Annotated in this window: 10 protein-coding genes; 1 reads left to right on the plus strand and 9 read right to left on the minus strand. The window is 63.3% G+C overall.

The window, feature by feature from the left end; all coding sequences use genetic code 11:
• Positions 1-5 precede the first annotated feature (5 nt).
• From ACFFNA_RS03275 to ACFFNA_RS03315, 9 genes are all read right to left on the minus strand, one after another.
• On the minus strand, positions 6-1100 hold the full coding sequence (locus ACFFNA_RS03275; protein ID WP_378915542.1) for a fatty acid desaturase family protein: 1095 nt from the start codon (positions 1098-1100) through the stop codon (positions 6-8).
• 61 nt (positions 1101-1161) lie between these two features.
• A complete protein-coding gene (locus tag ACFFNA_RS03280) occupies positions 1162-2346 on the minus strand; it encodes an aldose 1-epimerase family protein (RefSeq protein WP_378915544.1) in 1185 nt (394 codons plus the stop codon).
• 58 nt (positions 2347-2404) lie between these two features.
• Positions 2405-3319, minus strand: coding sequence for a sugar phosphate isomerase/epimerase family protein (locus ACFFNA_RS03285; protein WP_378915546.1), 915 nt, complete (start codon positions 3317-3319; stop codon positions 2405-2407).
• Positions 3320-3361: 42 nt separating this feature from the next.
• Positions 3362-4450, minus strand: a complete 1089-nt coding sequence (locus tag ACFFNA_RS03290) for a Gfo/Idh/MocA family protein (protein WP_378915548.1) — start codon at positions 4448-4450, stop codon at positions 3362-3364.
• Positions 4451-4485: 35 nt separating this feature from the next.
• Positions 4486-5547: an ABC transporter ATP-binding protein gene (locus tag ACFFNA_RS03295; RefSeq protein ID WP_378915550.1), complete on the minus strand. Its 1062-nt coding sequence runs from the start codon at positions 5545-5547 to the stop codon at positions 4486-4488.
• Between the two features lies 1 nt (position 5548).
• On the minus strand, positions 5549-6640 hold the full coding sequence (locus tag ACFFNA_RS03300) for an ABC transporter ATP-binding protein (RefSeq protein ID WP_378915552.1): 1092 nt from the start codon (positions 6638-6640) through the stop codon (positions 5549-5551).
• Positions 6637-7596, minus strand: a complete 960-nt coding sequence (locus tag ACFFNA_RS03305; protein WP_378915554.1) for a carbohydrate ABC transporter permease — start codon at positions 7594-7596, stop codon at positions 6637-6639. Before ACFFNA_RS03305 ends, ACFFNA_RS03300 begins: the two co-directional genes overlap by 4 nt.
• Positions 7593-8453: a carbohydrate ABC transporter permease gene (locus ACFFNA_RS03310; RefSeq protein ID WP_111543537.1), complete on the minus strand. Its 861-nt coding sequence runs from the start codon at positions 8451-8453 to the stop codon at positions 7593-7595. Before ACFFNA_RS03310 ends, ACFFNA_RS03305 begins: the two co-directional genes overlap by 4 nt.
• An 81-nt stretch (positions 8454-8534) precedes the next feature.
• A complete protein-coding gene (locus tag ACFFNA_RS03315) occupies positions 8535-10148 on the minus strand; it encodes an extracellular solute-binding protein (RefSeq protein WP_111543536.1) in 1614 nt (537 codons plus the stop codon).
• 330 nt (positions 10149-10478) lie between these two features.
• Here ACFFNA_RS03315 and ACFFNA_RS03320 point away from each other — a divergent pair, with 330 nt between their 5' ends.
• Entirely contained in the window at positions 10479-11507 is a 1029-nt protein-coding gene (locus tag ACFFNA_RS03320) for a LacI family DNA-binding transcriptional regulator (RefSeq protein WP_111543535.1), read from the plus strand.
• Positions 11508-11525: the final 18 nt, after the last annotated feature.

Raw genomic sequence — 11525 nt, forward strand, 5'->3', positions numbered from 1 at the left:
CTCCCCTATTCCGCTGCTGCCGGGACGGTCAGGGCATGGAACTCCTCCCGGTACGGCCGCGCCGTCGGCGGCAGCTCGCGCTTGAGGAAATAATCCTCGTACTGGAGCTGTTTGATCAGCACCGGCCAGACCTCGCGATAGGCATGCCACATCGAAGGGTCTGGCTCCGGCAGATCGTGCTTGATCAGTTCATGCAGCTTCGGCAGCGCGTGATAAGGCACCATCGGGAACATGTGATGTTCGACGTGGTAGTTCATGTTCCAGTAGATGAAGCGGCTGATCGGGTTCATGTAGACGGTGCGCGTGTTCAGCCGGTGGTCGGTGACATTGTCAGCCAGCCCGATATGCTGCAACAGCCCGGTCAGCACCATGTGCCAGCTGCCGAAGAGGCGCGGCAGGCCGATCAGCACCAGCGGCAGGAATGACCAGAGGTAGAGGGCCAGCGCGATCGTCGCGACATAGATGGCGACATGCCAGCGCGCGGCGATCACCGCCTTGTGCTGCTCCATCTCGGGTACGAAGCTCTTTTCGTCGGGCGAGAGGTTGCCGAACGCGTTGCGCACCAATGTCGGCAGCGAATAACGGAAATCGAGCACGCCGGTGAAGGCGAGTGCGGCGCGCAACAGGTCCGGCGGACGCATCACGGCGATCTCGGCGTCGCGGCCGACGATGATGGTGTCGGTGTGATGACGGGCATGGCTCCAGCGCCAGGTCACCGGATTGCGCATCAGCATGAAGCTGGCGATCTGGTACACGACGTCATTCATCCAGCGTGTGCGGAAGGCGGTGCCGTGGCCGCATTCATGCCACCGCGAGTCGCTGGAGGAGCCGTAAAGCACGCCGTAGACCAAGAAGAACGGCACGCACCACCATGTGCCCCAGAACCAGATGCCGCCGGCAGCCGAGCCGAGGATGGCGGCGATCCAGATGATGGTGTCGCGGATCGCCGGCCCGTCGGAGCGCTGCATCAGCTCCTTCATCGTCTTGCGCGGCACATCGGTATGATACCACTCGGCCGAGGCCAGCCCGGTCTCGATCGCGATCCGCGTGCTTTCGCCAACCAGGCTGTAGTCGCGCTTTGTCTTGCCAGCCGTCATCATGGCCTCCGGATAGTGAACCGGGCGGGCTGATCAGCCTGCCCTTCCTGGCGGCACGCGCCCGTCATCGACCTGTGCCCCCGAGGATCGGAAAATTACCTGATGGCATCGGGTAATCCTCTTGCGGCTGTGTGGCGATCGCCGCGATCCGTCGCTCGCATGCAGCGATCGCGCCGGCGCCGTCGAGCACCCGAAACACCGCATCATAAGAGCGGCTGTCGCCATGCTCCAGCCAGATCATCTCGCCACGTTCGCGGGCAGCGAGATTGCCCAGCACATGATGCGTCGAGGGCTCTATTCCCAGCGCATACTGCCCCGCCTGGAAATTCTGCCATTGATAGGCGCAAGGCAGCTGGTCCTTGCGCGTCACCAGTTCAAGGCCAAGCCCGATGCGGTCGTTGACCACCGCCACGGGCACGTCGCCATTGGCATCGGCCGCCATGTCATGCTGCCAGACCTGTTCGCTGAAACCCAACTGTGGCGCCGGCATCGTGCGGTAGCCGACCTTCTGTGCCTGGTAGCGCTCGCCCTCATGGCTGGCCCAGACGACCTCCCGGATCGGCGCCAGATAGCGCGAGCCTTCGTCGAGTAAGGGATGGCTGACATTGACGTGGTAGAAATACATATGCGGCGTGCGGTTGAAGCCGTGATTGACGACACGGTCGAAGAGCCGGATCTCGTTGCCGCCGACATCGGCCTCGATGCGCCGCAGCAGATGCAGGTCCTCGCCGAACACCGCCGACTGCTGGATGATGCCTTCGGCCCACAGCACGCAGCGGTCGCCGTCCCAGGTCTCGCCATAGCCGGTCAGCCTGGCCGGAATGGTGCCGACGCGGCCATGCAACGAGTGGACCACGGTCTTCTTGCCTGGGTAGTTGTAGTTTTCGGCTGGCACTTCTTCCTGGCCCAATATGTGGTCGAGACCGCACGTCACCAGCAGACCGGAGAACGACCGAGCCCAGCCCAGCCCCCCTTCCCCCTCATACTCGTGCAGACCGGGGCTGCGAAAACCGCTCGGCGAATGCCAGCCGATGGCCTGGCCCTTGAAGTCGCAGTCGGCGATATCAAGCGCCCGGTCGACCAGCGCGGTGAAGCGCAGGCCCGAGCCGGTGCGGAACTCCAGCATGCGGACGCCGCGTTCCACACCGTCGCCGAGTGTCATCAGCCGCACGCCGGCGAATTGCGACAGCATGCCCGAGCGTTCACGGACCTGCCGGCGCGACAGCGTCTTGCCGTAGAGCTCTACCATGTCACGGCCGCTTCTTCACTTCACTGTCGTCCCTTCAACCGGCGGCGCGGAGTGACTATCACAGGCCGTTGGCGCGGAACTTCCCGTCGAGGAACTTCTTGGCGCGCGGCACGTCGTCTTCGGCCAGATGCTCGATGATGACCGGGATGTTCGGATGCTTCTCGGCCAGCCGCTGAAGGTAGAGATCGTAGTTCAGCGAGCCGAGGCCGGGCGCCGGCAGTTCGATCTCACCGACGCCGCGGAAGGTGTGGCTCTCCATGGCGTTGTCGTCGCCGATGTCGGCGTGCTTCTCGGACTTGTCGCTGCCCGAACGCTTGACGTCCTTGGCGTGGGCAATCTTGATCTTGTCGGTCAGCGTGTCGAACACCTGATTCAGGATCTGGTCCATCCTGTCGATGTTGTGCGTCTCGAAATAGTTGGTCGGGTCCATCAGCAGGCCGAGGCCGGGATGGTCGACCTGGGCGAACATCCTCACCGTCTCCTCGACCGAACCGACGACGTTGTTGACATAGGTTTCGAGCAGGAAGACCGCGCCATGGTCATAGGCCGTCTGCGCGAGGTCGGCGACCACCTTGCGGCATTCCTCGAAACCTTCCTCGGTCTTGTTCTTGGGGTGATGCACCCAGTCGGATTCGGTGTTGTAGGTGCCGGTTTCCGAGATCACAAAGGGGCTGCCGAAATGGCGGGCGTTGCGGATGATCTCCTTCAAATAGCCGACACGCTTGTCGCGCTCGGCCTTGTCCGGATGGATAATGTTGGTGTAGCCCGACACGCAGCAGATCGGCAGATTGTGTTCGCGAAACGTGTCGCGGACTTTCTTGGCCTTGTCCTTGGTGATCTGCCCAGCCGACAGGTCGACGTCCCTGAAATGCAGGTCGAGCTGCACCGTGTTGAAATCGAGCCCGCGGATCTTCTTCGCCGTCTCTTCGAGGCCGTACGGGAAATAGCCCGTGAAAATACCTGCCTGCATCATGGTGTGAATTCCTCCCTGTAAGCGATTCAGTTGACTGGTGTTTCAGTTGATCGAGATTTCGGAAAGCTTGACCGTGCGGCCCTCGTCGATCGAGCGGTAGCCCGCCTCGACCAGCGCCATGGTCTTGACGTTGTCGGCGACGGAGAGCGCCGGCGGCGTGCCGGTCTTCACCGCATGCTGCAGCTGTTCCATCACGCCGATGAAGGCATGCGGGAACCACATCGTCTCCCAGTTCGGGCTGACCCACGCGCCACCGGTCGTCTCCGTCGAGGCGTAGGTCAACGTCGAGGCAGCGCCCGTCGGCCAGCCGATGGTGCCCTTTGCGACACCCTTGGTGCCGTCGACGCGCCAGTTGATGTGCTGGTCGTCCTTGTAGCCATCCTGGCGCGGGCCGGACCAGACATCCTCGAGCGACACGGCGAGCACGCCGGACGGAAAGCGCAGCGTCGACACGGTGATGCCGTCGGAATGGTCGAAGCGCGTGCGCGGGTCCTTGCGCGTCAGTGTGGTGATCTCGTCGGGATCGCCGAACAGGAAGCGCAGCACGTCGAGATGATGCACGCTCATATTGGCGAGCGTCAGCCGGTCATAGTCCTCGAGAAAGCTCTGCCAGTGCGGGATGGCATGCATGTCGATCTGCGCGAAGACGATGTCGCCCAGCGCGCCACTGTCGATGATCTGCTTCAACACGCGCATCGACTGGTCGTAGCGCATGTTCTGGTTGACCGAGAGGATCTTGCCGGCCTTCGCCGCCTCATCGCGCAGCTTGACCGCTTCCTCGACCGACAGCGCCAATGGCTTCTGCGCCAGGATCGCCTTGATGTGCTTCTGCTTCAGTGCGTGGCGGATCAGCGCCGGCTGCTGGTCGGGCGGAAAGGCGAGATCGATGATCTCGACATTTGTATCCTCTATCAGCTTTTCCGGCGTGTCGTGGACGGTCGGGATGCCCCAGCGCGTCGCCACCTTCTCGGCGCTGGCCCTGGTGCGCGAAGCGATCGCCACCACCGGAAAACCGGCCTCCTTGTAGGCGGCGAGATGGCACTCGGCCATGATCATGCCGGCGCCGACGCAGCCGATCCTGTATTCTTTCGTGCGCACCTTCACGTCCGGCTCGAAGCCATTATCTGCCATCTGATCCTCCCGAAGCTCTTTTCTTGCGGCCGCCGTCATCTTGCCAGCGCTCCCCCGCTTGGCCCGAAATAATGCACGCGGGCCGGCTCGCAGGATATCGCCACCATCGCATCGGGCCTGATGTCAGGCTGGCCGCGCAGCAATGCCTTCAGCCGCGCCTGCCCGGCAGCGAGCGTCACCACGGTGTAGCCGCCAAGCGGCTCAACCTCGAACACCCGCGCCGGGCGGCCCGAGCCCCCGTCCGCCCATGGTCCAACCTTGATATCTTCCGGCCTGAGCCCGATCTCGACGGCATCGGTGGGAGCAGCCTTGTCGGCAATGCGGATCGTGCCTTCGGCCGCTTCGACACCGCCCTCGCCACGCGCCGATCTGAGGATGTTCATCATCGGCGAGCCGAGCAGCCGCGCCACATAGGTGCTGGCCGGGCGGTCGTAGATTTCAGCCGGTGCGCCGATCTGCCTGATGCTGCCGTCCTCGAGGATGGCGATGCGGTCGGCGACCGACATCGCCTCCTCCTGGTCGTGCGTGACATAGATCAACGTCTTGCCAAGTTCGCGCTGGATGCGCTTCAGCTCGACGCGCGTCTCCTCGCGCAGCCTGGCGTCGAGCGCCGAGATCGGGTCGTCCATCAGATAGGCGTTGGGATCGCGCACCAGCGCGCGAGCGATCGCCACACGCTGCCGCTCGCCGCCCGAAAGCTGCGCCGGCGGCTTGTGCAGGATATGACCGATATGCAGCTTCGCCGCGACGTCGGCGACCCGCCTTTTGATCTTCAGCTCGGCGACCCGGCGTTCGACCAGGGGGAAGCGGACATTGTCGAGAGCGCTCATATGCGGAAACAGCGCCAGGTTCTGGAACACCATCGCCACGTTGCGTTCGGCCGGCGACACCATGTTGACCGGCTTGCCGCCGATCAGGATTTCTCCGGTATCAGGCGTCTCCAGCCCGAGCACCATGCGCAGGATTGTCGACTTGCCCGACAGCGGCGGACCGAAGAAGCAGAAGAACTCGTTGTCGTTGACCGTGAACGAGGCGTCATCGACGGCGAGTGTCTTGCCGTAGCGCTTGGTCACATTGCGGAAGACGATATCGGCCATCTCAACCTGCCGTGATCGCAAGGCCGGTCGCGGCGTCGAAGACACGCACCGACGACGCGGCGGGGGCAACGACGGCGGTGTCGCCGATCGCCAGGCCGACATCATTGTCGAACACGGTCTTTACCGCGCTTTCGCCCTCGCCGAGATGAACGATGGTGCGCGCACCGATCCGTTCGACGAAGCTCACCGGCATGGCGAGGCCCCGCCCATCTTGCACCAGCGTCGCCTGTTCGGGCCGAAATCCGTAAAGCACCTCGCCGCGCGCGCCACGCAAGGCCGCCGCGAGCGCGTCCGGCAGCCGCGGGGTGATGCCCAACGGCCCGAGATCGACGACCAGCCCACGGTCGCTCTCCGCCGGCCTGCCCTTGAGCAAATTCATGCCCGGCGCGCCTATGAAGCGAGCGACGAAGACATTGGCTGGATCGTTATAAACCTCGAGCGGCGTGCCGACTTGCTGCAGCACGCCGTGATCCATGACAGCGATGCGGTCGGCCATGGTCATCGCCTCGAGCTGGTCGTGGGTGACATAAACCATCGTCTGCCTGAACTGGCGCTGCAGTTGCTTCAGTTCGGTGCGCATGACGGCCCGGAAAGCGGCGTCGACATTGGACAGCGGCTCGTCGAGCAGGAAGATCGCCGGCTCCATGATCGCCGAGCGGCCGATTGCCACCCGCTGCAATATGTTGACCGACAGCCGATCGGCCTTGCGGTCGAGCAGCGGCGTCAGCTGCAGCATCTCGGCAATGGCGCCGACGCGGCGATCGATCTCGGCCTTCGCGGCACCACGCATCTTCGGCCCGTAGGCGAGGTTCTGGCGCACCGTCATATGGGTGAAGATGGCATAGTTCTGGAAGACGAAGCCGACGCCGCGCCGCCCCATCGGCACGCCGGCCATGTCGCGCTCGCCGAACAGGATCTTGCCGCCGGTCGGCTCCTCCATGCCGGCGATCATGTTCATCGTCGTCGATTTGCCGCAGCCCGAAGGCCCGAGCAGTGCCATGAACTCGCCGTCCGATATGGCAAGATCCATCGTCTTCAGCGCAGTGAAGTCGCCGAACTTCTTGACCAGGCTCTGCAAGTGGATCGCACTCATGCCGGCACCTCGCGCGACCGCGCCATGCGCTTCATGGCCAACACCGCGACAATGGACAGCACGATCAATATGGCCAGCGCGATTGCCGCCACATAGCCCCAGATCAGGTCCTGCGTGGTGAGCTTGTAGATGTAGACGGAGATGGTCTCGGTGGCGACGCCGGGGCCGCCGCCGGTCATGATGTAGAGCGTGTCGAAGATCTTGAAGTTCTCGATCACCCTGATCGCCAGCGCGATGATGATGATCATCTTCATCTTCGGCAGCACGATGGTGACGAAGCGCTGCCACGGATTGGCGCCGAGCAGCGTCGCCGCCTTGATCTGATCCTCCGGCACGCCGACCAGACCGGCAAGCAAGATGAGGAACATCAGCGGCGTCCACTGCCAGATGTCGGCGACCATGACCGCAAACAGCGCCAGCGTCGGATCCGACAGCCAGGCAATGGTGACGGGAGAGCCGGTGAGCGACGACAGGATATCGTTCACCGGTCCGCCCGACTGGAACAGCATGAAGAACATGTAGCCGGCCACCGCCGGCACCACCATCATCGGCATCAGCAGGATCGAGTAGAAGATGCGCTTGCCGGGAAAATCGTCGGCAAACAGCGTCGCCAGCGCCAGCCCGAACAGGAATTCCGCCGGCACGCAGACGATCATGACGATGGCCGTGCGCTTCAGCGCGCTCCAGAAGCGCGTGTCTGCGGCGAGATCGGTGTAGTTGGCAAAGCTGTTCCACAGCGACCAGGCGTTCCACCAGCCAAGGCCCGACAGCGGCGACCAGTCGGTGACGCTGATGTAGAGCTGCATCAACAGCGGGAAGGCCGAGATGAACAGGACGAGGATCTGCGCCGGCAGCGTCAGCCGGAAGCCGAGCCTTGCGCCTTCGTCCGACACGGACGGCCTTGCCCGCGCGGCGTCCATCTTGTCCTCCGCAATCGTCGTCATCACCGCGCTCATTGCTTGAGCGCCCCGAAAGTCAGCCCGCGCACCAGATGGCGCTGGATGGCGATGCCCATGATGACCGGCGGCACGGCAGCGATGAGGCCAAGGGCCGCCTTGGCGCCATAAAGCTGTCCGGTCATCGAGGACGACAGCGAAGCCATGTAGACCGGGATCGTCACCCATTCGCGCGTCGTCAGAAGCAGCGCGATCAGATAGTCCGACCAGTTGAGGATGAAGACGAAGAGCGCGGCACTGGCGAGGGGGGCGCGCATCATCGGCAGCGTGATGCGGGTGAAGACGCGCAGCCGCGAACAGCCCTCGACAAGTGCTGCCTCCTCGATCTCGCGCGGCATGTCGTCGAAGAAGGTTTTCATCAGCCAGAAGGCGAAAGGCAAGGTTACGATGCCATAGATCAGCGACAGCCCCCACCAGCTGTCGGTGAAATTGAGGAAGGACCACATGATCATCACCGGGATCATGACCGCCATCGGCGGAAACAGCCTGAGCTGGATCAGCGCCAGCGGCAGGTTCTGGCCGGAGCCGAAACGCGACAGGCCGTAGGCGGCGGCAGTGCCCGCCGACATCGAGATCACCGTGCCGAACACCGCCGACAAGAGCGACGAGGCGATCGGCTTCAGAGCGGTGCGGTCGAGCGCGACGATCAGGTTGTTGGTGGAGTCGCCGAAGACGAAACGGAAATTGCTGAGCGTCGGATTCTTCGGCCACCATGTCAGGTCGGCTCCGGTCGCCGACCATTCGGCGATCGGCTTGAACGCCATCGACACCATCCACAGGATCGGCACCAGCGTCACCGCCATCGCCGCGAAGATAGCGGCGTAACGGAATATCTCGAAAGGGATGGAACGCTTCATCTGGCGGCTTTGCTGGTGGCGTCGTTGGCGGAGGGGAGAAGCAAGCTCCTCCCCTCCTTCGATGTGATCCCGGGAGGAGGATCAGGCGATTGGATCGAGAACTGTCGGCCAGGCTTCCTTGTTGGACTTGATGGCTTCGAGCAGCTTGTCCTCGCCGGTGCGCCTGGCGATCTTCTTCCACTCGGCTTCGGTGTCGGCCATCGCCTGCTCGGCGGTCTTGGCCTTGGTCAGTGCCGCCATGAGGTTCTCGTCCAGCGCATTGTGGAAGGCTGTCGCGCCGGGATAATTGATGGTCGGCACGGTGCGGGCCACCGTCTCGCGCACAATGTCCATGTGGTAGGCATGGTAGGTCTGGCGCACCAAAGGATCGGAGAAATCCGAAAGCCGGAACGGGTCCAGATAACCGCCGGGGTTGGCGCTCATCCAGGCGTAGATGCGGGCGGAGCCCAGCCATTGCAGCAGGAGATACGCAACCTCCTGGTTCTTAGACTGCGACGAGACCATGCCGGTCAGCGAGAACCACAGCACGGAACGGCTGATCAGCTTGCCGTCGATCTCGCGGCCGGGCGGCAGCATCGAGCCGATCTTGCCGGTGACAGCTGAATCCTTGTTGCCGGCATTGTCGAGGAATTTCGGCAGGTTGGAGAAGGCGCAGGTCATCGCCGCCCCGCCCTTGGCGAAATTGCCATACTGTTCAGGCCAGCCCCACGAGATCGCATCCGGCGAATGATGCGACAACGATGCGATATATTCGTTGGTGGCGGCGATGCCTTGTTCCGAATTGATCAGCGGCTTGCCGTCATCGCCAAACAGGAACTGGTTGGGCGAGGCCATCGAGACATAGCGCTGGTACCAGTTGGTGTAGCCCCAGCCCTGGTTGCGCAGGTCGGTCGAGCCGAACAGGCCCTTGTCCGGGCGCTGGAAGAAGGCGGCGATGTCGCCGTGCTGCTTCCAGGTCTTCGGCGGCGCCAGATCGTAACCATACTTGTCCTTGAAGGCCTTCTTCTCGGCCTCGTCGCCGAACAGGTCGGTGCGGTAGACCCAGGTCTGGAAGTCGCCGTCCAGCGACACGCCATAGTTCGAGCCGCGATATTTGTTGAGCAGCGACACGCCCTTGGCGCCGTTGACATAGCCGGTCACCGGATCGTCCCACTCAGGCTTGTACTGCGCGACAAAGTCGTCGAGCTTGGCGATGCCGCCGGTTTCGGCGAGGTCGCCGAGGCGGTTCCATTCGGTCGAGTAGATGTCGTACGCCCCACCCTTGGTGGAGATGTCCTGCATCGTCTTGGTGAATTCCTGGCCGTTCGGCAGGCCGACGATTTCGATCGGAATGCCGGTCTCCTTTTCCCACAGATCCTTGATCGACGGCGCGCCGGCAGGGAACGGCTGCGTCAGTTGGCCGATCGAACCGTCCGACAGGCCAAGCACGATCTTGGCCGGCGCCTTGCCGGCACCCTTCAGCGCCTTGGCCGCCTCGATGGCGCGGCCTTCCGGCGTGTCGGCGCCATATTGGTAGCGCTCGGCTCCATCGAAGCCGGTCGGGCCACCGATCATGCCTGGCGCCAGCGCGTCGGCCGCATAGGCGCGGCTCGGACGAATGAATTTCGGCGCAATACCAGCGGCGGCCATGATCACGGCCGCTTTTCCTCCGGACGCCAGCAAGCGGCGCCGCGACATGCGGATCAAGTCAGACATTGAAACTCCTCCCTCAGGGCCACGTTTCCTCCACGGCCCTATGAGGGATATTGACGGCAGCATGGGAACGCTGTCAACATCATAAATAATCAAAATACCTCACAACATTGCAAACAGAGCGAGAAAAAGCGTTATATCGGGATCCATACATCACTCCTGATGCCTAGATTTGAGGGGAAATGCATCTTGCCAGCCTCGTGCAGCCCTGCCGGGCGATTTGATTTAGCCCGGCGGCTTGCGCATCGGCCAAGGGCGGATACATCATTTCCCATCAGAATCGCGAATGGCAGAGAAGCCACCCGACCTGACGCATGCAGGAGATGAAAGACGGTGCGGTCCACCCTGACTGACATAGCCCGGGAAGCCGGTGTCTCGGCCGCCACGGTCGACCGAGTGCTCAACAACCGCCCCGGCGTGCGGGCGCGCACGCGTGAAATCGTGCTCGAAATGGCGCAGCGGCTCGGCTACATCGCCGAAGGCCCGAACGGGGCGCCGCCGGGACACTTGCCCAGCGATGTCATCCGGCTCGACTTCGCGCTGCCGGCCGGCACCAATTCCTTCATCAAGATGCTGCACCGCCACATCGAGGCGCAGGCGCAGTCACGACCCGACCTCGATGTGCACATCGCCACCATCGAAGGGTTCAACCCGGACGGCCTCGCCCGCCTGCTGCAGGAATTGCGTGGACGGACGCAAGGCGTCGGCGTCATTGCGCTCGACCATCCGACGGTGCGCGAGGCGATCCGCTCGCTGTCGGCCAACGACATCAAGGTGGTGACCATCGCCTCCGACATCCTGCATGTGCCGAGGGTCGCCTATATCGGCATCGACAACCGCGCCGCCGGGCGGCTGGCCGGCTATCTGCTCAACCGCTTCATGGGATCGGGACGTCCGGGCAAGGTAGCGCTGTTCGCCGGCTCGCTGTCCTATCGCGGCCACGAAGAACGCGAGATGGGGTTCCGCCATATCCTGACGGAGGAATCGCCCAATCTGCAGATCGTCGAGATGCGCGAAATGCTCGACGACCGCGAAAAGGCCTATTCGGAGGCGTCCGCCCTCCTGGAGCGGCATCCCGACCTTGCCGCAATCTACAATGTCGGCGCCGGCAACACCGGCATCGCCCGCGCACTCAAGGAGCGCGGCCGCGCGCAGTCCATGGTTTTCCTCGGCCATGAGGTGACCGACGGCACCAAGGACCTTCTGCTCGATGGCACGCTCGACGCGGTCATCGACCAGAATCCGCGCGTCGAGGCGCGTGAAGCGCTCAACACCTTAACCCATGCGGTCAGAGGACTGCCCTATGAATTGCATCAGCCAAGGCTGCAGGTGATCTTCAAGGAGAACATCCCGGAGATCTGACCCAGCCGAGCGGGGCAG

This window comes from Mesorhizobium kowhaii (genome assembly GCF_042431665.1).
GTDB lineage: Bacteria > Pseudomonadota > Alphaproteobacteria > Rhizobiales > Rhizobiaceae > Mesorhizobium > Mesorhizobium kowhaii.

Bases quoted from the DNA above. Each gene is read 5' to 3' on its own strand.
- ACFFNA_RS03275 (WP_378915542.1), bottom strand. From the start codon at position 1,100: ATGATGACGGCTGGCAAGACAAAGCGCGACTACAGCCTGGTTGGCGAA.
- ACFFNA_RS03280 (WP_378915544.1), bottom strand. From the start codon at position 2,346: ATGGTAGAGCTCTACGGCAAGACGCTGTCGCGCCGGCAGGTCCGTGAA.
- ACFFNA_RS03285 (WP_378915546.1), bottom strand. From the start codon at position 3,319: ATGATGCAGGCAGGTATTTTCACGGGCTATTTCCCGTACGGCCTCGAA.
- ACFFNA_RS03290 (WP_378915548.1), bottom strand. From the start codon at position 4,450: ATGGCAGATAATGGCTTCGAGCCGGACGTGAAGGTGCGCACGAAAGAA.
- ACFFNA_RS03295 (WP_378915550.1), bottom strand. From the start codon at position 5,547: ATGGCCGATATCGTCTTCCGCAATGTGACCAAGCGCTACGGCAAGACA.
- ACFFNA_RS03300 (WP_378915552.1), bottom strand. From the start codon at position 6,640: ATGAGTGCGATCCACTTGCAGAGCCTGGTCAAGAAGTTCGGCGACTTC.
- ACFFNA_RS03305 (WP_378915554.1), bottom strand. From the start codon at position 7,596: ATGAGCGCGGTGATGACGACGATTGCGGAGGACAAGATGGACGCCGCG.
- ACFFNA_RS03310 (WP_111543537.1), bottom strand. From the start codon at position 8,453: ATGAAGCGTTCCATCCCTTTCGAGATATTCCGTTACGCCGCTATCTTC.
- ACFFNA_RS03315 (WP_111543536.1), bottom strand. From the start codon at position 10,148: ATGTCTGACTTGATCCGCATGTCGCGGCGCCGCTTGCTGGCGTCCGGA.